Annotated in this window: 18 protein-coding genes; 10 read left to right on the top strand and 8 right to left on the bottom strand. The window is 70.1% G+C overall.

The features are described from left to right. Positions 1-18: 18 nt before the first annotated feature. The 6 genes from ACQUQF_RS02985 (at position 19) to phoU (ACQUQF_RS02960) (ending at position 6458) form a co-directional block, all read left to right on the top strand. On the top strand, positions 19-1104 hold the full coding sequence (locus ACQUQF_RS02985) for a PstS family phosphate ABC transporter substrate-binding protein (RefSeq protein WP_435175569.1): 1086 nt from the start codon (positions 19-21) through the stop codon (positions 1102-1104). Next, the gene (gene pstC / locus ACQUQF_RS02980) at positions 1101-2174 is read left to right on the top strand and encodes a phosphate ABC transporter permease subunit PstC (protein ID WP_435175567.1); all 1074 of its coding nucleotides are present in this window, start codon (positions 1101-1103) and stop codon (positions 2172-2174) included. The genes ACQUQF_RS02985 and pstC overlap by 4 nt, the downstream gene beginning before the upstream one ends. Then, entirely contained in the window at positions 2171-3793 is a 1623-nt protein-coding gene (pstA, locus tag ACQUQF_RS02975; RefSeq protein ID WP_435175565.1) for a phosphate ABC transporter permease PstA, read from the top strand. The genes pstC and pstA overlap by 4 nt, the downstream gene beginning before the upstream one ends. Then, positions 3790-4704, top strand: coding sequence for a phosphate ABC transporter ATP-binding protein PstB (gene pstB, locus ACQUQF_RS02970; RefSeq protein WP_435175563.1), 915 nt, complete (start codon positions 3790-3792; stop codon positions 4702-4704). Before pstA ends, pstB begins: the two co-directional genes overlap by 4 nt. A gap of 300 nt (positions 4705-5004) precedes the next feature. Continuing rightward, positions 5005-5685, top strand: coding sequence for a phosphate signaling complex protein PhoU (gene phoU / locus ACQUQF_RS02965; protein WP_435175561.1), 681 nt, complete (start codon positions 5005-5007; stop codon positions 5683-5685). A gap of 95 nt (positions 5686-5780) precedes the next feature. Next, positions 5781-6458 (top strand): phosphate signaling complex protein PhoU, encoded by a 678-nt coding sequence (gene phoU / locus ACQUQF_RS02960; RefSeq protein ID WP_435175559.1) that lies wholly within the window; start codon positions 5781-5783, stop codon positions 6456-6458. Here phoU (ACQUQF_RS02960) and ACQUQF_RS02955 read toward each other — a convergent pair. Continuing rightward, the gene (locus tag ACQUQF_RS02955) at positions 6452-8896 is read right to left on the bottom strand and encodes a methyl-accepting chemotaxis protein (RefSeq protein WP_435175557.1); all 2445 of its coding nucleotides are present in this window, start codon (positions 8894-8896) and stop codon (positions 6452-6454) included. The two genes, phoU (ACQUQF_RS02960) and ACQUQF_RS02955, sit on opposite strands and share 7 nt — an antisense overlap. A gap of 266 nt (positions 8897-9162) precedes the next feature. After that, positions 9163-11388 carry a CDC48 family AAA ATPase gene (locus ACQUQF_RS02950; RefSeq protein WP_435175555.1) on the bottom strand — a complete coding sequence of 742 codons (2226 nt, stop codon included), beginning with the start codon at positions 11386-11388 and terminating at the stop codon, positions 9163-9165. A 337-nt stretch (positions 11389-11725) separates the two neighbouring features. Between ACQUQF_RS02950 and larC the strand changes: the two genes are divergently transcribed. Beyond that, positions 11726-13186 carry a nickel pincer cofactor biosynthesis protein LarC gene (gene larC, locus ACQUQF_RS02945; protein ID WP_435175553.1) on the top strand — a complete coding sequence of 487 codons (1461 nt, stop codon included), beginning with the start codon at positions 11726-11728 and terminating at the stop codon, positions 13184-13186. 12 nt (positions 13187-13198) lie between these two features. On the opposite strand, the gene ACQUQF_RS02940 is transcribed toward larC, so the two are convergent. The 3 genes from ACQUQF_RS02940 to ACQUQF_RS02930 all read right to left on the bottom strand — a co-directional run bounded on the left by ACQUQF_RS02940 (position 13199) and on the right by ACQUQF_RS02930 (position 15879). Further along, positions 13199-13987 carry a hypothetical protein gene (locus ACQUQF_RS02940; RefSeq protein ID WP_435175551.1) on the bottom strand — a complete coding sequence of 263 codons (789 nt, stop codon included), beginning with the start codon at positions 13985-13987 and terminating at the stop codon, positions 13199-13201. Positions 13988-14160: 173 nt separating this feature from the next. Further along, positions 14161-14307 (bottom strand): hypothetical protein, encoded by a 147-nt coding sequence (locus ACQUQF_RS02935; RefSeq protein WP_162829524.1) that lies wholly within the window; start codon positions 14305-14307, stop codon positions 14161-14163. A gap of 318 nt (positions 14308-14625) precedes the next feature. Further along, on the bottom strand, positions 14626-15879 hold the full coding sequence (locus ACQUQF_RS02930) for an ABC transporter substrate-binding protein (RefSeq protein ID WP_435175549.1): 1254 nt from the start codon (positions 15877-15879) through the stop codon (positions 14626-14628). Positions 15880-16118: 239 nt separating this feature from the next. Here ACQUQF_RS02930 and radB point away from each other — a divergent pair, with 239 nt between their 5' ends. Continuing rightward, complete coding sequence (radB, locus tag ACQUQF_RS02925; RefSeq protein ID WP_435175547.1) at positions 16119-16835, top strand: DNA repair and recombination protein RadB; 717 nt, start codon at positions 16119-16121, stop codon at positions 16833-16835. A gap of 60 nt (positions 16836-16895) precedes the next feature. Here radB and ACQUQF_RS02920 read toward each other — a convergent pair whose 3' ends face one another. Further along, positions 16896-17273 (bottom strand): 30S ribosomal protein S8e, encoded by a 378-nt coding sequence (locus tag ACQUQF_RS02920; protein ID WP_435175545.1) that lies wholly within the window; start codon positions 17271-17273, stop codon positions 16896-16898. Positions 17274-17545: 272 nt separating this feature from the next. Here ACQUQF_RS02920 and ACQUQF_RS02915 point away from each other — a divergent pair, with 272 nt between their 5' ends. Further along, the gene (locus ACQUQF_RS02915; protein ID WP_435175543.1) at positions 17546-18982 is read left to right on the top strand and encodes an MFS transporter; all 1437 of its coding nucleotides are present in this window, start codon (positions 17546-17548) and stop codon (positions 18980-18982) included. A 90-nt stretch (positions 18983-19072) separates the two neighbouring features. After that, a complete protein-coding gene (locus ACQUQF_RS02910; RefSeq protein ID WP_435175541.1) occupies positions 19073-20404 on the top strand; it encodes an AI-2E family transporter in 1332 nt (443 codons plus the stop codon). A 12-nt stretch (positions 20405-20416) separates the two neighbouring features. Here ACQUQF_RS02910 and ACQUQF_RS02905 read toward each other — a convergent pair whose 3' ends face one another. Both ACQUQF_RS02905 and ACQUQF_RS02900 read right to left on the bottom strand, forming a co-directional pair. Further along, the gene (locus ACQUQF_RS02905; protein WP_435175539.1) at positions 20417-21841 is read right to left on the bottom strand and encodes a glycosyltransferase family 1 protein; all 1425 of its coding nucleotides are present in this window, start codon (positions 21839-21841) and stop codon (positions 20417-20419) included. A gap of 101 nt (positions 21842-21942) precedes the next feature. After that, positions 21943-22899 carry a D-2-hydroxyacid dehydrogenase gene (locus ACQUQF_RS02900; RefSeq protein ID WP_435175537.1) on the bottom strand — a complete coding sequence of 319 codons (957 nt, stop codon included), beginning with the start codon at positions 22897-22899 and terminating at the stop codon, positions 21943-21945. Positions 22900-22965 lie beyond the last annotated feature (66 nt).

The following is a 22965-nucleotide window of genomic DNA, read 5'->3' as shown; positions in this document are numbered from 1 at the left end:
TCGGGCAACTCCATCGTAATGCGGGATAGACCCTCAGTCGACCGTCGAGCCGTTCTCCTCGGAGGGGGTGCCGCCATCGCATCGCTGGCGGGGTGCATCAGCACGAGTCCGACACCTCCGGGTGGCAGGGGAACGACGTCCGGGAGCGCGGACGACTCGTCCGTCGACCAGTTGAAGGCGGGCGGGTCCTCGACGGTGTACCCGATCACGAGCAAGGCCGCGTCGGTGTGGAACTCCAACCCGCCGGCGAGCGACGAGGAGTACTGGGGACCGAGCAACTACGGCATCGACACCGACGAGCGGCTGGCCAACTACTGGGCCAGCATGTACGAGGAGTTCTCGGCCGACGGCAAGACGCCGCCGTTCAAGGTGACGGTCGGCCTGAGCCACTCCGGGACCGGCCTGGAGAAGCTCAAGAACGGCCTCATCGACATCGGCAACGCGAGCGCCCCGGTCGACGCGGAACTGCCCGACCTGAGCAAGGAGGAGCTCGACAAGTTCACGAACCACGTGGTCGGGGTCGACGCCCAGCCCATCGTCGTCAGCAAGGAGATCTACGAGGCGGGCGTCACCAAGCTCACCGCCGAGCAGGTCCGCAAGATCTACCAGGGCGAGATCACCAACTGGTCCCAGATCCCGTCGTACGACGGCGAGGACAAGCAGATCCAGGCGGTCGGCCGGGCGGAGGGGTCGGGCACCGACACCGCGTTCCGGCTCCACATGCTCGGCGACGCGAACGCGCCGATGTCGGGCGTCGACGTCCGGAAGGGCCAGAACCAGCAGGTCAAGACCATCGTCGCCCAGTCGACCAACGCCATCGCCTACATGGCGCTGGCGTTCGTCACCAGCGAGACGCCGCCGATCAAGCTCTCGTTCGACGGGAAGGTGTACGAGCCCGGCAAGAACCTGGCCGAGAAGGGGTATCCGCTGTCGCGCGACCTCCACTGCTACACATACGAGGGAACCTCGCACATGGAGGCCGCCTACCTGCGGATGCTCATCAGCGAGTTCGGCCAGGAGAACTTCGTCAAGGCGTCGGGCTACTCGATGCTGACGAAGAAGCGCCGGGAGAACCAGCTCTCGAAGCTGCCGGACGCGCAATGATCGGGGGAATCGACGCCCGCGTCAGGTCGGCCCGCGCGTCGGTCGACGAGATGGACCGCGGCGCCCAGTTCGTCGACGCCGCGGCCGTCGTCTCGGTGCTCGCCGCGCTGGCGGCGTTCCTCGCCGCGCCGGCGTACACGGTGTTCCCGGTGCTGGCGTTCCTGGTCGTGACCGGCTACGGGTGGGCCGCCCACCAGGCCGACACCGCGAAGCTGCTGATGTTCCTGATGACGGCCTCGACCGTCGTCATCCTCGGACTCATCACGATATACCTGGTGCTCCGGTCGGTTCCGGTGTTCCAGGCGATGGGACTCGACATCGTCCTCCGCACCGAGCAACCCCTGTGGAGCACCAGCCAGGAGATCTACTCGCTGGTGCCGATGATGTGGGGGACCCTGGTGACGACCGTGCTCGCGATGGCCATCGCCGGTCCGCTCGGCGTCGCGGGCGCGCTGTTCATCAGCGAGATCGCGCCGCGGTGGGCCCGCGAAGTCATCAAGCCCGGCGTCGAGATCCTGGCCGGCGTGCCCTCCATCGTCTACGGCTTCATCGGCTACGTCATCATCAACACGTACATGATGGAGGAGTTCGAGCTGGCGAACTTCGGGAGCCTGTTCGCGGCCGCGCTGGTCATCGGCGTGATGGCGCTGCCGACGGTGGTGTCGGTCGCCGAGGACGCCATCGGGAGCGTACCCGAGTCGATGAAGAGCGGGTCGCTCGCGCTCGGCGCGACCGACTGGCAGACCGTCAAGAGCGTCACCGTCCCGGCGTCGTTCTCGGGGGTGTCGGCCGCGGTGCTGCTCGGCGTCGGCCGGGCGGTCGGCGAGACCATGGCAGTGACCGTGATGCTGCCCCACCAGCAGGTGCTGCCCGACCCCATCTACGACGTGTTCCGGGGGACCGAGACGCTCACCAGCCTCATCGCGGGCCAGTACGGCGTCGCCTCGGGCAACCAGATGTCGGCGCTGTTCGCGGCCGGCGTGGTGCTGTTCGTCACCGTGCTGGGGCTCAGCATCGCCTCGCAGCTCGTGGAGGCCCACATGGAGCGCAAGCTGGGTGGTAGCCGATGAGCTACGGAACCGGCACCCTCGTCGCCGACGAGTCGACGCTGGCCGAGCGGGTCGCCTCCGGCGTCGTCGGCCTGAACGTGCTGTCGGTAATTCTGGGCGTCGCGGCCGTCTTCAAGTGGACCGAGGTCGACAGCGAGTTCTTCGGCGTGACGCTGTTCAACGTCTACGGCGCGAGCCTGGTCCTGGCCGGCGCCGGCGTCGTGGCGCTGGGGCTGGCGTCGCGCGCCGACCTCGTCGACACGGCGCCCGACCGGAGCGCCGGCCTGCTCACGGGCGGGCTGTTCGGACTCGTCGGCGTGGTCGCCGGCGGCCTGTTCGCCTCCCAGACCCTGGGGCTCGGCGCCGTCGGCTGGGTGCCCGCCGCGCTGCTGGTCGGCGTCGGCGTGGCCGCGGCGACGGTCCTGCCCCGGGAGGACGTCGGGTCGACGCTGCCGGCGGGCGGGCTGTCGGTGCTCGTCGGCGCCCTCCTCCTGCTCGACGTCATCACCCCCGCGTGGGAGTGGGCGCCCCAGGGCTTCTCGGCGACCTTCACCGGCCCCGTCGCCGGTCCGGTGCTGACCATCTTCGCGGGGCTCGTCTCCGCGTGGGCGGCCGCGAAGGCCTACGAGGGGTTCGGCACCCGCGGGCGCCAGGCCGGGGCGTACCTGCTCGTCGGCATGAACGCCTTCGCCATGCTCGGGGTGCTCCTGCTGCTCATCCTCTTCGTCGCCGGGAAGGGCTGGTCGCGGATGGTCGAGGGCATCAAGTTCGGGCTGTTCACCGAACCCGCCTTCTGGTTCCACGCGCCCGTCCTCGACCGGTGGGTCATCTTCGAGATCCCCGGCGTCTGGTTCTACTGGCCGTTCACGATGAACGGCTACTCGCTGTCCCAGGACGTGATGAACGGCGTCCTGCCCTCGATCGTCGGCACGGTCTGGCTGGTGATCGGGGCGGTGCTGTTCGCGGTCCCGCTCGGCGTCGGCGCGGCGGTGTTCCTCACCGAGTACGCCGAGCAGGGCGGGTTCACCCGCGTGGTCGAGATCGCGACCAACGGGCTGTGGAGCACGCCCAGCATCGTCTACGGCCTCTTCGGCTACGCCTTCCTCGTGCCGCGGCTCGGCAACACCACCTCGCTGCTGGCGGGCCAGCTGGTGCTGGGGTTCATGCTCCTGCCGCTGGTGCTCATCACCAGCCGTGAGGCCATCATGACGGTGCCCGACGAGTACCGCGACGCCAGCGCCGCGCTGGGCGTCAGCCAGTGGGAGACCATCAAGAGCGTGGTCGTGCCGGCCGCGATGCCCGGCGTCATCACGGGGGTCATCCTGGGCGTCGGCCGCATCGCCGGCGAGACCGCGCCCATCCTGCTGGTCGCGACCGGGAACCTGCGGGCCACCGGCGGCCCGCAGGTGCTGTCGTCGTTCCAGTTCACGTCGAGCCCGCCGTTCGTGGCGAACCCCGCGCTGCTCGACAGCATCAGCGCGCTGCCCTACAAGCTGTACGCGACCATCACCGCCGGCGTCGTCAGCTCCGACCCCGCGTTCGGGTGGGCGACCGCGCTGGTGCTGCTCGTGGTGGTGCTGTCGTTCTACGCGATCGGCATCGCGTCCCGCATCTACTTCCGGAGGAAACTCGAACAATGAGCAACGCAGAATTCAGACAGACCGAGGAACAGCCCGACAGCCAGCCCCAGTCGACGACCGTCAGCGGGGAGAGCCAGGAGGAGCTCCGCGACGAGTGGACCGAGTACGAGTTCGACGGCGCGCCCAAGATCTCCGTCGAGGACCTCGACGTCCACTACGGCGACGACCACGCGATCAAGTCGGTGTCGATGGACATCCCCGAGAACAGCGTGACGGCGCTGATCGGCCCGTCGGGCTGCGGGAAGTCGACGTTCCTGCGGTGTCTCAACCGGATGAACGACCGTATCAGCTCGGCGCGGGTCGACGGGTCGGTGGAGCTCGACGGCGAGGAGATCTACCAGGACGGCGTGAACCTGGTCGAGCTCCGCAAGCGCGTCGGCATGGTCTTCCAGTCGCCCAACCCCTTCCCGAAGTCCATCCGCGACAACATCGCCTACGGGCCGCGCAAGCACGGCGACATCAACGACGGCCTGCTCGACAAACTCCTCGGTCCCGCCGATCCCGAGAAGGAGGACGAGCTGGTCGAGCGCTCGCTGAGGCAGGCCGCGCTCTGGGACGAGGTCAGCGACCGCCTCGACGACAACGCGCTCGGGCTCTCGGGCGGCCAGCAGCAGCGCCTCTGCATCGGGCGCTGTCTCGCGGTCGACCCCGAAGTCATCCTGATGGACGAGCCCGCCTCCGCCCTCGACCCCATCGCCACCGCCAAGATCGAGGACCTCATCGAGGACCTCTCGCAGGACTACACCGTGGTCGTCGTCACGCACAACATGCAGCAGGCCGCCCGCATCTCCGACCAGACCGCGGTGTTCCTGACGGGCGGCGACCTCGTGGAGTACGGGGAGACCGACCAGATCTTCGAGAACCCCAACAGCCAGCGCGTCGAGGACTACATCACCGGGAAGTTCGGATGAAACTTTTCCAGCGGTCGGGCGCATGAACGCGCCCACCCTTGGAAAACTTTCATGAAAAACGCTGCGTCACCCCCTCGGTCGCTTCGGCGAGGCGGCGTGGCCGCCTCGCCTTCGCTCCGTCGAGGGTACCTTGGTCCGCTCGCTCACTTCGTTCGCTCGCGGAAGATTGCGGTGTACGGTGGGAAGTCGGACATTCGAGAGACAGAAAGGGACGCCTGACAGCCAGCACCGCTCGCCGCCGCATCGCCGCGCCCGACGGACTCATCACGACAGCGCGTCAAGAACGCTGTAAGTAAACGCATGCCCCGAACCGGCTTTCAGGACCAGCTCGAGACCCTGCGCGAGGAGGTCGTCGACCTGGGCGACCTCGTCGTCCTCCGACTGCGCATGGGGTTGAACGCGCTCGACCGACAGGACCACGACCTCGCGTGGGACGTGATCGACGGCGACGACGAGATCAACCGGCTCTATCTCGACCTCGAACAGGACTGCATCGACCTGCTGGCGCTCCAGCAGCCCGTCGCCGGCGACCTCCGGCTCGTCACGGCGTCGTTCAAGGTCATCACCGACCTCGAGCGCGTCGGCGACCTGGCGGCGAACCTGGGCGAGTACGCGCTGTACGCCGACCGCGACGTGTTCGCGGACGTCGACCTCCGGGCGCTCGGCCGGCAGGCCACCGAGATGGTCGAGGACGCGCTGGCGGCCTACGAGACCGCCGACCCGCAGGCCTGCGAGGCGCTGGCCGACCGGGACGCCGAACTCGACGCCGCCTGCGAGCGGGCCAGCGAGCTGGTGGTCCGGGACCTCATCGAGACCGAACTCCCCGACGGCGCCGACGCCGAGGAGGTCGAGCTGCTGCTCCAGGACGTCTCGCGCGTGCTGCTCACCGTCCGGGACCTCGAGCGGGTCGGCGACCACGCGGTCAACGTCGCGGCCCGGACCCTCTACATGGTCGAGAGCGACGACCGGCTCATCGAGTGACCGCGGTCGGGCCCGGAGACCGGGCCGGTAGCGCGCGGCGGCACTCGGGTAGCGCGGGCGAAAGGTACAACACCCGGACACGCGCATGCGTAGGTATGCCCCGAGAGGACTACCAGCAGAAGCTCACCGACCTCCGCGAGAACGTCCTCTACATGAGCGAGGTCGTGATGGAGCGGCTTCGCATGGGACTCGACGCCCTCGAGCAGAAGGACGACGACCTCGCCTGGGAGGTCATCGACGGCGACGAGGAGGTCAACCAGCTCTACCTGGAGCTCGAACAGGACTGCATCGACCTGCTGGCGCTCCAGCAGCCCGTCGCCGGCGACCTCCGGTTCATCGCGGCGTCGTTCAAGATCATCACCGACCTCGAGCGCATCGGCGACCTCGCCACCAACCTCGGCGACTACACCCTCGACGCCAACCACGACGTGTTCCCCGAGGTCGACATCCAGGAGCTGGGCACCATCACCCTCGACATGATCGACGACGCGATGGAGGCCTACGCCGAGGAGGACGCCGAGGGCTGCTACGGCATCGCCGAGCGCGACGACGACCTCGACGCGCTGTGCGAGCGGGCCAGCGAGCTGGTGGTCCGGGACCTCATCGAGACCGAACTCGAGAACAACACCGAGGAGGAGGTCGAACAGCTCCTCCAGGACGTCTCCCGGCTCCTGCTTACGGTCCGGGACCTCGAACGGGTGGGCGACCACGCGGTCAACATCGCGGCCCGGACCCTCTACATGGTCGAGAACGACGACGAACTCATCTACTGAGCGCGGGTCGGTCCCCGGGCGCCCTCAGTCGCCGCCCCGGCCGTCGCGATTCGCCCGGATTCGGTCGCTGCGTCCCGATCGAACTCCTCGGACACGTCGAAGCCGTCGAGCAGCTCGTCGAGGTCGTCGGACTGCGCCGACAGCGCCTCGACCTCCGTGCGGACCTGGCGCAGCGACGCGGTCTGCTCCTCGGCCGCCGCCGAAACCGTCTCGGCCTCCGAGGAGGTCTGCTCGCTGATGTCGGCGACCTCGCCGGCCATCGCGACGACCTCCTCGGTCGTCGTGGCCTGCTCGTCGGTCGCCCCGTGGATCTCCTGGACGCCCGTGTTCGCCTCCGCCACCGACTCGACCACCTCGTCGAGCGCGCCGAGGCCCTCGTCGATGGTTTCCGCGCCGGCGTCGACCCGCTCGCGCATCTCCTGCATCTCGGCGACCGTCTCGGACGTCGAGTCCTGGACGCGCTCGATGAGGTCGCCGATCTCCTGGGTGGCGTCCCGGGTGTCCTCGGCGAGGTCCTTGACCTCGCTGGCGACCACGGCGAAGCCCTCGCCGGCTTCCCCGGCCCGCGCCGCCTCGATGGACGCGTTGAGCGCCAGGACGTTGGTCTGCTCGGCGATGTCGTCGATCATCTCGACGATGGCGCCGATCTGGGCCATCTCGTCGTCGAGCCGTTCGACGGTTTCGACGGTCTCGACGGTCGTCTCCTCGATCCGGTCCATCTCCTCGATGGCCTCGCCGGCCACCTCGCGACCCGACCGGCCCTCCCGGGCGGCCTGCTCGGAGAGGCTCGCGACCTCGTCGGCGGAGGCCGCGACCTCCTCGATGGTCGCCGAGAGGGTGCTCATCTCCCCGGTCACCTCGTCGAGGTGCTCGGCCTGCTCGACCGCGCCGGTCGAGATCTCCTCGATGGAGTCGGCGACCCGCTCGCTCGTCTGCTCGACCTCGCGCACGCCCTCGGTGGCCTCTTCGCTCGCGTCGGCCACCCGCGTCGAGAACGCCTTGATGCGGCCGGTCGTGCGTTCGAGCGCGTCCATCATCTCGTTGAACTGCTCGGCGATCTCTGCCATCGCGTCGCTCCGGCTCTCGGGATCCATCCGCCTGGTGAGGTCGCCGTCGGCGGCCTCCGCCATGACGTCACCGAACTCGGCGGCCTTCCGTTCGAGCGCGGCGTTGAGGTCCTCGGCCTCCGTCCGGGCCCGCTGGGCCTCGGCCCGGGTTTGCTCGATGTCGTCGATGAGCGCTTCGAGGTCGGCGCTCATCGTCCGGAGCGTCTCGCCGAACTCGCCCGGCACGTCCTCGTCCATCACGGGCGCGTCGAACTCCCGGTTCGCGATGGCGGTCGCCTGGTCCGCGGCCGTGTCGAGGTACGCTCGCATCGAGACGAACGCGTCCTGGACCTCTCCGACCTCGTCGATGCGGTCGCTCTCGTCGAGTTGCACGCTGAGGTCGCCGTCGGCGATGGCCGCGGCCTTCTCCGAAATGTCGTCGAGCGCGTTGGCGGTGGTCCGTCCGAGGGTCGCGCCCACGAAGGCGAACCCGAGCGCGACCAGCCCGACCAGCACCAGCAGGTTGGACTCGATGCCGGACATCACCGCGTAGGCGGTCGACTGCGGGACGTGCATCAGCACGACCCAGTCGGTCCCCGCGACGGGGGCGTACGCCATCAGGTGCTTCGAGTCGATGACGCCCTCCATCGGCTGGCTCATCTCCATGACCGCCGCGTTGCCCCGGAGGCCGCGTTCGACCGCCATCGAACTCCCGTCGCCGTAGGTCTCGAGGAGGTCGTCTCCGGTGTCCGAGAGGACCACCGTCCCGTTGGCGTTGACGACCCGCGTGACGGTCCCCTCGACCGGCTTGCGGAAGCTATCCCCGCGCGCCGTGGCGTTGAAGGTGACGACGACCGCCGCGTTCTGCCCCCACACCGGCGCCGCGAACGCGACGCGCTTCTCGCCGTCGCGCGAGTAAGTCTGAGACACCGCCCGGTCCTGCTCGTTCTCGAGGTCGAACGTCCCGTTCATCCACGTCACGCCGAGTTGATCGAGCGACTTCCCCTCGACTCCCGAGGCGGTACTGGACCGGATCTCCCGGGAATCGACGTCGACGTAGTGGATCGCCTCCGTGTCGTCGGGCGCGTTCTGGAGCTGCTCGTGGAACTCGATCTTGATCGTGGTCGGCTCGCCGCTCTGCATCTCGCCCTGCTCGGCGATGATGCCGGCCAGCCGCTTGCGCTCCTCGATCCACTCGTGGAGCTGGGTCGCCTGGAGCGACGCGAACGTCCGCAGTTCGGTGTGGGTCTGGCGCTCGAGCGTGGCCGAGGCCTGGCTCTGGGTCCACATCCCGTACCCGCCGACCACGACGAGCGCCACCAGCAGGACCGCCGCGAACTTCCGGAGGTAGCTCCGCCGGACGAGGTCGGGAACGAGCGTGCCGAGGGTCATGTCCGAAACCTATTCCGGTCCGTACATAACTCTGCTTGAGATTATCAACCACGATATTCGCGTCCGCTGGCGGTTCCCCTCGACGGACACGCTGCCGGGAAACCCGACGAGGTCCGGCGCCTCGCTCGCCGGACGCCGCGAGCGACGTGCTGGCGGTTGTCCCTGGGCTCGTCGGAGAAGTCCCCCGAACTGGAACGCGTCCGTGGTTCCGTCCGCAGAAACGCCGGGGCCGTTGCGCGACCCCTCGAAAAGCTAGTAGCAGCGGGTTACTGGAAGCCGATGCGGCCGCCGCGCCGGCCCTGGGTCGGGCTGGAGGAGCCGCCCTTGAACTCGTCCTCCATCTGCTCGTAGTAGTCGAGCAGGTCCTCGGTGATGGTGGGCCGGACGTTCTCCATCGCCTGCCGGAAGTGGCTCATGCCGACCTCGGTGGCCTCGTCGTCCTCGCGGAGCGCCTCGATGGCGGCCTCCCGCGCGATGGACTCGAGGTCGCTACCCACGTAGCCGTCGGTGATCTCGGCGAGCTCGCGCAGGCTGACGTCCGGGGCCAGCGGCGTGTCGTCGGTGTGGATCTTCAGGATCTGCTCGCGGCCCTCCTCGTCGGGCTGGCCGATCATGACGAGGCGGTCGAACCGGCCCGACCGGATCAGCGCCGGGTCGATCATGTCCGGACGGTTGGTCGCGCCGATGACCATCACGTCGCCCTTGTCCTCCAGGCCGTCGAGCTCGGTCAGCAGCTGGTTGACCACCCGCTCGGAGACGTTCGAGCCCATCTCCTGGCTGCGCGAGGGCGCGAGGCTGTCGAGCTCGTCGAAGAAGATGACGGTCGGGGAGACCTGCCGGGCCTTCCGGAACGTCTGGCGGATGGCCTTCTCGGACTCGCCGACCCACTTCGACAGCAGCTGGGGCCCGCGGACCGAGATGAAGTTGGCGTTGGTCTCGTTGGCCACCGCCTTCGCCATCAGGGTCTTGCCCGTGCCGGGCGGGCCGTACAGCAGCACGCCGCTCGGCGGTTCGATGCCCAGCCGCTGGAACTTCTCGGGCGAGGAGAGGGGCCACTCGACGCTCTCCTTGACCTGCTGCTGGGCCTCCTCGAGGCCGCCGACGTCGTCCCACGAGATCTTGGGCAGTTCGACGAGGACCTCGCGCATCGCCGAGGGCTCGACCTCGTTGAGCGCGCCGTTGAAGTCCTCGCGCTTGACGATCATCCGGTCGATGAGGCTCGGCGGGATGTCCTCCTCGTCGAGGTCGATCTCCGGGAGGTAGCGCCGCAGCGCCTTCATCGCGGCCTCCTTGGTCAGGCTCTCGATGTCGGCGCCGACGAAGCCGTGGGTGTCGTTGGCCAGCGAGTCCAGCGCCACGTCGTCCGAGAGGGGCATCCCCCGGGTGTGGATCTGGAGGATCTCCTCGCGGCCGGTCTCGTCGGGCACGCCGATCTCGATCTCGCGGTCGAACCGGCCGGGCCGCCGGAGCGCGGGGTCGACCGAGTCGACGCGGTTCGTGGCGGCGATGACGATGACCTGACCCCGGGACTCGAGGCCGTCCATCATCGTCAGCAGCTGGGCGACCACGCGGCGCTCGACCTCGCCGGTGACGTCCTCGCGCTTGGGGGCGATGGAGTCGAGTTCGTCGATGAAGATGATGGAGGGCGACTCCTCGGTGGCGTCCTCGAAGATCTCCCGGAGCTGCTGCTCGGACTCCCCGTAGTACTTCGAGATGATCTCGGGCCCCGCGATGGAGAAGAAACTGGCGGAGGTCTCGTTGGCCACCGCCTTGGCGAGCAGGGTCTTGCCCGTGCCGGGCGGGCCGTGGAGCAGCACGCCCTGGGGCGGCTCGATGCCCAGCTTCTTGAAGATCTGGGGGTGCTTCATCGGGAGCTCGACCATCTCCCGGACGCGCTGGATCTCGTTCTCCAGGCCGCCGATGTCCTCGTAGGTGATGCCGCCGCCGGTCTTCTCGAAGCCCGAGATGGGCTCCTCGCGGAGCTCGACCTCGGTGTCCTCGGTGATGAGACAGACCCCGTCGGGGTCGGTCTCGACCGCGATGAGCGGGATGGCCTGGCCCGGCGACCGCATGAACGGGTGGTTGGTCGAGGACATCACGGGGACGATGTCGCGCTCGACCACCGGCCGCTTGAGGATCTGGCGCTTGACCATGCCGGCGGCGTCGGAGCCGAACTGGACGCTGGCCTCCTCCGGGGGCGCCAGCACCAGCTTGTCGGCCTTCTCGGCCTCGGCCTTCCGGATCTCGACGCGCTCGCCGATGCCGACGTCGGCGTTCTGCCGGGTGAAGCCGTCGATGCGGACGGTGTCGGTGTTCCAGTCCTGCCGGTCCGCGCGCCACACCTTCGCCGCGGTGGTGTCGCCGCCTTCGATCTCGATGATGTCGCCCGGACTCAGCTTCAGATGCAGCAGCGTGTCCGGGTCGAGACGGGCGATTCCGCGACCCGAGTCGTTCGGGTACGCCTTTGCCACCTCTAGTTGAACTTCATTCATGATTCGATAGTACGGGGATTGTTTGTCGGTCCGCGCCCGCGAAGGATAAGTCCTTTGCTACCGGGGATACGTCCTGAATCGGCCGACGGAGTCGTCGCGACGGGGCGCATGCTATGGCTTTGCATACGTGTTCGCGCTACAAAGCCGTTTGGCCTTCGGGGGTACTTTCCGGTCGCGTGGTTCGGGCGCCGAATACGTGTCGTCACGTGGGTCCGGACGGCAATGGGTCTTCCGGCGGAGCGCGCTCCCGCCCTGTTCCCTCTTCTGAACTCCGCCGTCCGGACCCGACGCGCGGACAATCACCGCCTTTTTCGCCGCGAGCGACCCACCATCAACCATGAGGACGCTCGCATTCGACGGCCGGATGGGCGCCAGCGGCGACATGATACTCGCCGCCCTGCTCGCGGCCGGCGCCGACCGCGGCGCGCTCGCCCCCGTCGAGGACGCCCTGCCGGTGCGCTACGAGGTCGGGGAGACCCTGAAGAACGGCATCTCGGCCACCGCGGTCTCGGTCCTGCTGGAGGACGACGACGCCGTCGCTCACGACGACGCGGGCGAAGGCGGTCACTCGCACAATCGAGGCCATTCACACGGAGGCGGTCACTCGCACGCCCACGACTCGCAGGACGCCCACCACGCCCACGAACACGGCGACGGTGACCACGACCATTCGCACGAGAACCACGACGGCCACGGACACGACCATTCGAAGGGCCACGGTCACTCGCACGACCACACCCACGCCGAGGGGGCCGGCCCGCTCCGGACCTACCCCGAGGTGGTCGACATCGTCGAGTCGATGGACCTGCCCGAACCGGTCGAGGCCGACGCCCTGGCGGTCTTCGAGATACTGGGCGAGGCCGAGGCGGGCGTCCACGGCACCGACCTCGAATCGACCCACTTCCACGAGGTCGGCGCGGACGACGCCATCGCCGACGTGGTCGGCGCGGCGCTGCTCGTCCACGACCTGGACCCCGAGCGCGTCGTGACGACGCCGCTCGCCACCGGCGGCGGCGACGTCGAGATGAGCCACGGCACCTACCCGGTTCCCACGCCCGCGGTGGTCGAGATCGCCGAGCGCGCCGACTGGGCGCTCCGGGGCGGTCCGGTCGAGGCCGAACTGCTCACGCCGACCGGCGCGGCGATCCTCGCCCACTTCGCCGAGGGCGTCGACTCGCTGCCCCCGCTCCGGGTCGACGACTCGGGCTACGGCGCCGGCGGGTACGACTTCCCGGACCACCCCAACGTCCTCCGGGCGATGGTCGGCGAGAGCGACGGCCCCGGCGACGAGGCGGACGGGACCGAGGCCGCAGCGGCGGGCGGACCGCACGGCGAACTCGTCTACGACGACGTGGCGGTCCTCGAGACCAACCTCGACGACGCCGCGCCCGAGCTACTGGGCGGCCTCCACGACTCGCTGGCGGCGGTCGGGGCGCGGGACGTGTCGATCGTCCCGCTCACGATGAAGAAGTCCCGGCCGGGCCACCTCGTGCGGGTCATCTGCAAGCCCGACGACGCCCAGGCCGTCGCCCGTCGCCTCGCCGAGGAGACCGGCACGCTCGGGGTCCGCCAGACCGGCGCGACCCACCGCTGGATCGCGAACCGGGACGTCGAGACGGTCGCGGTCGAGGTCGGCGGCGAGCGCCACGAGGTCGACGTGAAGGTCGCCAGCGACGATTCGGGCGAGGTGTACGACGTGAGCGCGGAGTACGACGACTGCGAGGCGGTCGCCAGCGAGGCGGACGTCCCCGTCCGGGAGGTCATGCGGCGGGCCGAGAACGCGGCGAGGGGCTCGTAATCCGGCCTCGGGCTACCGGTCGCCGTTCCGGTGCTCGTCCATCGCCTCCTCGAGGGTGAGGTCGCCGGCCGCCACGCGCCGGGCCAGCTCCTCGTCGATCTCCCGGTTGTCGTCGGCCCGCTCGCGCGACCGGTTCTGGATGACCTGGAGCTCGCCGGCGGTGGGTTCGACGTCCCGGCCCTCGACGCGCTCGCCCTCCAGCCGGGCGATGTTGACCGCGGCCAGCACGTCGCCCATGCCGCGGGCGCCCGTCCCGAGGTAGGGCGTGGTCCCGGTCTCGTCGACGAGCTCGACCGGCACGTCCTCGAGCTCGCGGACGAGCTGGGCGCCCTGGAGCCGCGCGCCGTCGCCGATGCGGACCACGGGGTCGACCGCGTCGGCGACCTCCCGCCGGACCGTCTCGGCCACGTCGGCCAGCGGGACGTGGAACGCCGCCACCACCACGTCGCCCGACAGCACCGCGATGCCGGGCCGGGTGCCGGGGTCGACCCCCACGACGGTCCGGCCCTCGCCGCCCCGGAGCCGGGCCAGCGCCTCGTCGACCGCCCGTCGGGGGTCCTCGGGGTCGGCGACGACCGTCTCCACGCCGTCGGCGCCGGCAGCGGGCTCGCCCTCCGCGGCGTCCGCGTCGCTCTCGACTTCCGCAGCGTCCTCGTCGCTCTCGGCGCGGATCAGCACCGTCGCGCCGTCCGGCAGCGGGTCGCCGGGCTCGACCGTGGTGAAGGTCACGCCCCGGTCGCGAAGCTCGTTGACCACCCCGTGGTACACCTCGAAGTCCGCTGTGGCGACGACGACTGTCACGGTTCGCGCTTGGCCGCCGGGGATGAAAAGTGCATCTGCCTCCGTCCGGGGGCGTCCGACTCGGACTCGACGCGTTTGACTCGAACCGGGGCGCGGTCCGAACTCCCCGTTCTCCGGGCTCCCGCCGCGTCGGCGGACCGCCCCGCGCGCTCGGGGCCGACAGGCGCCCCCGGTCACCCCGCTTCGGGGTGCGGGCCGTCGGCGAGCGCGCCGCAGCACCGCATCCGCCACACCCCGTCGCCGTCGACGAGTCGCCCCGTGAACTCCGCCTGGTGTTCCTCCGAGCACTGGGGGCACTCGAGCACGGTCGCGACGATCATGCTAGACGAAGTGCAACGTTGGATAATATAAAATAATACGATAGTAGTTGATTCGGTTACCAGTTCCGCGCGGGTCCGGTCGCGGTACGGACATCGGGACGTCACCCCCAGCGGAGAAGTCCGGCGAGCGACTTGGACGCTGAAACCCGAGTGCGGGCCGCGACAGCCCCGGACGGCGGCGTCTCGGCCGTCGGCGCGGGCACCGGGACGCTCGCCCGGGGCGCTCGCGGCGTTCGACGTTCGCGCCGCGGCGGGCGCTCTCCGGACCGACCGACGCTTCCGGACCGACCGGCGCGCCGGCCGCGCTCGGAGTGTCAGTCAGGAACTCGTCGTGGTCGCCGTCCCGCTGCCGTCGTCGTACAGCTTCCCCCGGAAGAACGACCGCGGGATGGTCTCGACCGTCTGGGTCTCCCCGCCCGAGATGCGGAGCAGCGCGAACCGGTTGAGGGGTTCGAGCCGCTCGTTGAGGTCGACCGGGCTCGACGCGCCCTGGTAGTTGATCTGCTCGCCGTTCGCCAGCAGGTCCTTCGCCCGCTGGAACTCCCCGACAGTGACGGTGGTGCCCGGCGGCCGCGACACCGACCGGATGTTCCGGGCGATGGCGGTCCCCGAGGCCTCGCCCGCCTTCTGCATGGCGAGCGCCTGGAGGAAGAGGGCGTCGTAGGCGTGGGGCGCGAACAGGGTGTTCGCGTCGCCGATCTTCTCCAGGTAGCGCTCTCGGCCCTCGGTCGACTCCGGGCTCGGCGACGCGAGGTACATCCCCTCCAGGATGTCGCCCATGCTGCTGATGAACTCCGGGGAGTTGACCGCCTCGCTGAGCACCCACTGGCCGCCGTAGCCCCCGTTCGACCACTGCCGGAAGATGGTCCGGGCGTTGCCCGGGTAGCCGATGAACCCGACCGCGTCCGGGTCGTCGGCGAACACGTTGTCCAGCGTCGAGGTGAAGTCGGTCGTGTCCTGGCCGTAGCCGACCACCGCGGTCGTCTCGCCGCCGAACGCCTGGCTGGCCTTCTCCGCGAGGCCGGCGCCGTACGGGTTGTCGACGTGGAGGAACGCCACCGTGCTCGCGCCGACCTGGTTCTCCATCGCCCGGGCCATCACGATGCCCTGCTGGGCGTCGTTGGGCGAGGTGCGCGCGAAGTACTTCACCCCGTCGCGGTAGCCCGCCTCCGCGAGCACCGGGCTGGTGCTGCCGTGGCTCACCTCCATCACCCTGCTGTCGGCCGCGACCGGCGCGAGCGTGGTCGAGACCCCGCTGGAGAAGGCCCCGACGAACCCGACGATGTTCTGCTCGCTGATGAGGCTCCGGAGCTTCACCACCGCCCGACTCGGCTTCGTCTCGGTGTCCCGGTTCGTCATGTCTATCTGCCGACCGAGCGGGCCGCCGGCGTCGTTGACGTCCTGCACGGCGATGTTGACCGCCCGCTGCATCCCCTCGCCGTACGGGCTCGCCGACCCGGTCACCGGCACGAGCGACCCCATCGGGATCGGACCGCCCTGCCGGCCGGCGGCCGATCCGGTGGTCGCCAGGCCCGTCACTCCGGCGGCCCCCACGCCGCCGAGCGCTTTCAAGTACGTTCTCCGCGTTCGTCTGGTTTCCCCCGACATGCGGACCAAATCTCTCCGTCACCGTGGTTATTGTTAACGGTTATCAATACCGCTCGGCCGAATGGTTTTACCGTCCGCCAGTTCCGAGGAAACCGGGTTCGCCGCGGCGTCTCGCGGACCCTCCGCGGCCGGAACCCGGCGCCCCGACGGAGTCGCTGACGCGAATCCGGAGGCTTTTGGCGGGGTAGCCCCAACCGCCGGTCGTGAACGAAGAGGCCATTCCGACCGGGTGCGGGCCGCTCGACGACCTGCTGGGCGGCGGATTCGAGGCCGGGACCGTCACGCAGGTGTACGGTCCGCCCGCCGCGGGCAAGACCAACGTCGCGCTGGGCGCGGCGGTCGAGGTCGCCGCCGGCGGCGGCACCGCGGTGTACATCGACACCGAGGGGCTGTCGCTGGCGCGGTTCCGACAGGTCGCCGAGGCCCGCGCGGACGCCGCGGGCGGCGCGGACGACGTCGAGGACCTGACCTCCCGCATCATCGTCAAGGAGGCCTACGACTTCGACGAGCAGGAGCAGGCGGTCCGCGACGTCGCCGAGCTCGCCGACCGGGCCGACCTGGTGGTGCTCGACAGCGCGACCGGGTTCTACCGGCTCCAGCGGGCCGAGGACGAGGAGGGCGGCGAGGCGCTCCGGGAGGTCGCCAGCCAGGTCACCCACCTGCTGTCGCTGGCGCGCAAGCACGACCTGGCGGTCGTGCTCACCAACCAGGTGTACACCGACCCCGACAGCGACCGCACCCGGCCGCTCGGGGGCCACACCCTGGAGCACTGGACCGGCACCGTGGTCCGCATCGAGCGGTTCCGCGGCGGGAACCGACGGGCGACCCTCGAGAAGCACCGCGCCAAGCTCGCGGGCGAGAAGGCCAAGTTCCGCATCACGGACTCGGGGCTGGAGGGCGCGGACGACGCGACGCCCTGAACCGGACGTTCGGCTCCGCTACCGCGGAAGTGATGCCGAGCCAGGAAAAACAGCGTCGCTCTACTCCTCGTCGACCAGGACCGCGTTGACGTTGCCGGTCTGGCCGGGTCGGGAGGTGACCCGGGCGCGGCCCTCGCTGGTCTCGATGATGGCGCCCTTCGTGATGATGTTCCGCCGGACGTAGTTGGGGTTGGCGTCGTTCTCGACGACGTCCTCGATCTCGGCCTGGACGGTCTCGCCGTCGACCGCGACGCTGGCCACGTCCGTCGAGAGCGCGCGGACCTTCTGGGTGTTGCCCCGGGCGTCGGTGGTCCGGAGCCGCTGCTCGCCCACGGTGGTCTCGGTGGGCTCGCGGCCCAGTTCGTGCTTCTTCTTCTTGTGGGAGGGTCGGAGTCGGCCGCCGGTGCGCTTGCGCGTGGAACCGCCTTGGTCCTTCATACCCCTGAATTCGGCTACGGGCGTACTTATATCCAGCCTTTCGCGCTCGCCGGAGACCGGTCGGCGTCGCGGCCACCGACTCGGCCAATCACCCGATGGCGTCGGCGGATTCGATCCGGTGACACCGGCGATGCGTCTCGGAGCCGGTCGACGCAACAGCACGGCAAATCGGACTCGGATATTGAAGAGAAATGTTCTCCAAAAACGGCGACTGTGGCCGAAACTCCCTACTCTTAAGTACGTCCGATACGCACCTCCTCCGAAGGGAAACCATGACAGACGGAGTCCGGACGGAGGAGCGCGTGACCGTCTCGCAGGTGATGGACCGCATCCCGGTCGGGCGGTTCCACCGCCGACTGCTCGCCATCTGCGGGAGCGCGTGGGCGTTCGACGGGATGGAGGTCATCATCATCAGCTTCACCCTGCCGGTCCTCATCTCCGCCTGGGGGCTGTCGGGGCTGAGCGCCGGGCTCCTCGGGAGCGCGAGCCTGATGGGCATGATCGCCGGCAACTGGGTCTGGGGCCGGTACGCCGACGAGCACGGTCGCATCGACGCCTTCCAGTGGACGGTGCTCACCTACTCGCTGTTCGCCGGCCTGACCGCGTTCGCCACCGGCTTCTACTCGGGGTTCGCGCTCCGGTTCCTGACGGGCGTGGGGCTGGGCGGCGCGCTCGCGGTCGACACCTCCTACCTCTCCGAGCACCTGCCGACCGACCGGCGGGGCCGCTACCTCGTCTACCTCGACGCGTTCTGGCCGCTGGGCAACGTCCTCGCGGTCGTGCTGGCGTGGGTGTTCCTCTCGGCGCTGGCCGGCCCCGCCGGCGCCGTCGCGGTCCCCGTCCTGGGCGACGTCGCCGGCTGGCGGCTGCTGTTCGCCAGCGCGGCGTTCCCGGCGCTGCTCGTGTTCGTCATCCGGAGCCAGCTCCGGGAGACGCCCTACTACCTCGCCCGGAAGGGCGACGTCGACGCCGCCAACGACCGCATCCGCGAGATCGCCGAGGAGAACGGCGAGGAGTTCACGCCCATCTCCGCCGCGTCGGTCGAGACCGGCTCGTCGCCGAGCTACGGCCGGCTGTTCGAGCCCGACCTCCGCAAGCGCACGGCGATGATCGCCGCGGCGTGGTTCGCGGTCAACTTCGGCTACTACGGCGTGTTCATCTGGCTGCCCCAGACGGTCGGTGCGGCCGGGGTCGTCGAGGGCATCTCCGTCGCCGGCCTGACGGTCGAGGGCCTCTACGTCTACTTCCTGCTCATCGGGCTGGTCCAGTTCCCGGGCTACTTCAGCGCGGCCTACCTGGTCGAGAGGATCGGCCGCAAGCCCACGCTCGGGAGCTACCTCGTGCTGTCGGGCGTGTTCACGTTCGTCTTCGCGGCCTCGATGCCCGACGTCTCGCTGTTCGGCGCGGGGCTGTCGGGCTTCTGGCCGTTTTTCGGCGGCCTACTCGCCGCGAGCTTCTTCACCCTCGGCGCGTGGGGCGCCATCTACGCCTACACGCCCGAACTGTTCCCCACCGAGGTCCGGGGCACCGGCAACGGGTTCGCGGGCGGGGTCGGCAAGATCGGCGCGGTCGTCGGCCCCGTCCTGGCGGGCGCGCTGGTCGAGACCGGCTACCTCACGGCGCTCGCGCCCCTCGCGGTCGCCTTCGTCCTCGGCGGCCTGGTCGTCCTCGCGTTCGGCCGGGAGACGAAGGGCGAACCGCTGTTCTGAGGTCGGTCCCCGCTTCCGGAACTCCCCGGCGGCGTCGACTGGCCGCCGAGCTGCCCGACGACTTATTGTCCGCGAGCCGAAGAATCTGGCATGGGCTGGGTACGGGAGTTCTCGTTCGACCGCGAGCGCATCGCGTGGTGGCTGGTCGCGGTCGGGCTGGCGGTCGCGGTCGGCTACGTCGTCGCGTCGTTCCTGGGCACCTTCCTGCTCGGGCTGTTCGTCTACTACGCGACCCGGCCGATGTACCGGCCGCTGCTCGGCCGGATCGGGCAGCCGACGCTGACCGCCGTGACGGCGCTGTTCGGGCTGGCGCTGCCCGGGCTGGTCCTGCTGGGCTACACCGTGGTCGTCAGCGTCCGCGAGCTGAGCTCGCTGGCGGGGGTCGGCGCCGACGAGCTCGAGGGCGTGGTCGGGAGCGAACTGAACCTGGCGCGGCTGCTCGACGTGCAGCAGCTGTCCGGGCTCCTCCAGACGACGCCCCAGCGGCTCCAGCAGCAGCTCCGGCAGTTCGCCGCCGAGCGCGGCGCCGACGCCGTCCGCGAGATCCTGGCGTCGGTCGTCGCGGTGCTGGGCGTCCTGGCCAGCGCCGCGCTGGGCATCGTCATCGTGCTCGTGGTCGCGTTCTACCTGCTCCGGGACGACCACCGGCTCGCGGCGTGGTTCCGCGACGAGGTCGCCGGCGATGACAGCCCAACGGTCGCGTTCGCCCGGGCGGTCGACGACGACCTCGAGACGGTGTACTTCGGCAACATCCTGACCGCGTTCGTCATCGCCATCGTCGCCGCGGTGGTGTTCAACGCCCTCGACATGGCGGCCCCGGCCGCCGTCTCGGTCCCCTCGCCGACCCTGCTGGGCCTGCTGACCGGCCTCGCCAGCCTGATCCCGGTCGTCGGGATGAAGCTGGTCTACGTCCCGCTCGGCATCGTGCTGGCCGTCGTCGCGGCCGCGACCGACCCCAGGCTGCTGTGGTTCCCGGCGCTGTTCCTGCTGGTGTCGTTCGTGATCGTGGACACGGCTCCGGAGCTGCTGCTCCGGCCGTACGTCTCGGGCCGGGACCTCCACACCGGGCTCGTGATGCTGGCGTACGTGCTGGGGCCGGTGCTGTTCGGCTGGTACGGGCTGTTCCTGGGTCCGCTGCTGCTCGTGCTGGTGGTCCACTTCGTCCGGGTCATCGTGCCGGAACTGGTCGAGCGCGGCGAGTTCGACGTCGAACCCGACACGCCCACCTCCGGGACGCTGGGCCGGTCGGCGACCCACCGTCACGTCGGCGTCCGCCCGCCCGTCGCCGCCCTCTCGGGACGCGAGCGCACCGCGGACGGCGGGGCGGCGCGGTCCGGCGATGCGGCGCAGTCCGGCGAGTCAGCGCGGTCCGGCGACCTCGACGCGCCGCCGGAGTCGACGACCGACGACCGCCGGGAGTAGCCAGCCGTCGGCCTACTCCCGCCGCTCGAAGACGGGCGTCCCCGGCTCGCCGGTGTCGGCGTACCCCCGGCGCCGGAGCGCGAACACCACCTCGCTCAGCGCGCAGTCGCCGTCGAGGACGGGCTCGCCGTCGTCGGTGTGGTCGGCGGTCGCCCGGTTGAGGTCGTCGAGGCCGAACGAGTCGCCGACCTCCGCCAGCGCTTCTCCGACGAGTTCGTCGTTCTCGTCGGGCTCGTAGGCCTCGACCTTCGCCGCTACGCGGTCGGCCATGTCGTCGTAGGTGCGCCGGCCCGACCGCTCGGGGTCCCGGATCTCCTTCGCGTACTCCAGCATCCGCCGGCTCTCGGCGACCGCCTCGTCCCAGTGCTCGACCGCCCAGACCGCCAGGTCGGGCAGCTCCTCGATGGCGCCGGCGAGCTCGTAGTCCCGGGGCACGGCGTCGTAGATCCACGGCTGGTTCCGGGCGATCAGGACCTGCCCGCTGCCGGCCTGCTCGAACCAGGTCCGGGCCAGCGTCTCGTACTCGGTCGCCGAGATGCAGAGGTCGCCCTTCCGGAGGGCGGCCTCGAACTCCTCGCGGGAGGCCTGCGGGTAGGCCTCGACCCACGGCAGGTCGGCGTACTCGGCCGGGATCTTGGACATGCTGGTCATCACGGTCCGGATGCCGAACCGGTCGTGGAGCAGCTCGGCGATCTCCATCACCGTGCCGACCTGCTTCTTGTCCCAGATGGAGCCCGCGATGTGGAGGTACTCGGGCTCGTCGGCGTACGCGGCCTCGAACCGCGAGAAGTCGATGGGGCTGCCGGTCTGGACCGCGTCGTCGAGCGCGGCGTCGACCACCGACTCCCGCAGGAACTCGTGGCCGAACTCCCGCATCCCCTCCAGGTCGACCGCGGCCTTGAACCACATCCCGTCGCTCAGCACGGCGTCGCTGATCTCGGTCCGGCGCTGGAACTCGTCGCGCCACCCGGTGTGGGCGTACTTGAACGGGAGCTGGAGGTCGTGGACGTTGGTGACGACGTCGACGGGCCACGGCTTGCCGACCCGGTGGCCGTCGAGCGCGAACAGCCACTTGGCGAGGTCGGCCCGTCCCCGCCGGAGCTGGTCGACCACCACGTCGACGTAGCCCAACTGGTCGTAGGTCGCCTCGGCGAGCGCCTCCAGTTGCTCCTCGCTGTACCCCGACTCGGTGAACGCGTTCTGGTAGCGGTGGCCGTGCATGAAGGGCTCGGCCTCGATCAGCGTCACCCGGTCGCGGTCGGCCAGGACGTACTCGGGGTCGTAGTTCGCGGTCTCGGGCGGCGCCAGCAGCCAGTAGACGTGGAGGTCAGGGTCGACGTCGAGCCACTCCTCCACCCACACCACCGCGTCGTTGAGCGTGCCGTTGGCGGTCGCGTCGTCGGGCCGGTAGAGTTCAGGAACGATGAGTACGCGCATCTGGGTCCCCCAAGGTGACTCCGAAAACGGTCGACGCCACCTTGAATCATGCGCCGAGAGCGGCGGACGTGCCGGGACGCGGACTCGCTACCGGCGAAGCCTCAGACGACGCGGTTCTCCATCGCGTCGGTGTCGCCCGCGACGAACGCCTCGTAGTTCCCGGCGAACAGGTCGGCGCAGCGGTCGTAGTAGTGGGGCGTCGACCCCGCCATGTGGGGCGTCAGGATGACGTTCGAGAGGTCCCAGAGCGGCGAGTCGGCCGGCAGCGGCTCCTCCTCGAACACGTCGAGGGCCGCCCCGCGGAGGTGGCCCTCCTGGAGCGCCTCGGTCAGGGCGTCCTGGTCGACGATCTCGCCGCGGGCGACGTTGACGAGCACGGCCGACGACCGCATCGTCCTGACCTCGTCGTCGCCGATCAGCCCCCGGGTCTCGTCAGTCAGCGGGAGCGCGACCACCACGTAGTCCGACCGCGCCAGCACCTCGTACAGGCCGTCGGGACCGAACGCCTCGTCGACGGCCTCCGGGGCGGTCTCTGGGTCGCGCTTGGTGCCGAGGACCTCGGTGCCGAACGCCGACGCGAGCTCGGCCACCCGGCCGCCGATGGCACCGAGCCCCAGGACGCCGACCGTCTCGTCCCGGAGCTCCCGGCCGCCGTAGTTCTCCCAGACGCCGCGGTGCTTCTGGGCCATCCCCTTCTGGACGTTGCGCTCGAACGCCAACAGGTAGGCCAGCACCTGCTCGCCGATGGGCTCGGCGTGGACGCCCGAGGCGCTGGTGAGCGCGACGCCGGCGTCCGCGAACTCCTCCTGCGGGAAGTGGTCGACGCCGGCGCTGAGCGACTGCACCCACCGCAGCTCCGGCGCCGCCGCCACCTTCTCGGCCGGAAACCGGTCGGTCACCACCACCTCGGCGCTCGACAGGGCCTCGTCGGTCTCGGGCGGCGTCGCGGCGACCGAGAGGTCGACGTCGGGCAGCAGGTCGGCGATGCTCTCGCGCAGGCTCCGGCGGGCCGACTGGGAGACGTAGTGCGGGATCAGGACGTCGGGTCGCTCGCTCATACGTTCCGGGTCGGCCGAGGGCGGCTAATAGCTGGTGCCCCGCGAACGTGCGGCGGAAGGCGATTC

Origin of the sequence: Halorussus sp. AFM4, assembly GCF_051194995.1 — an archaeon.
Classification (GTDB): domain Archaea; phylum Halobacteriota; class Halobacteria; order Halobacteriales; family Haladaptataceae; genus Halorussus.
Note: the sequence above shows the minus strand (reverse complement) of the source record. Positions and strands in the feature narration are given on the sequence as shown.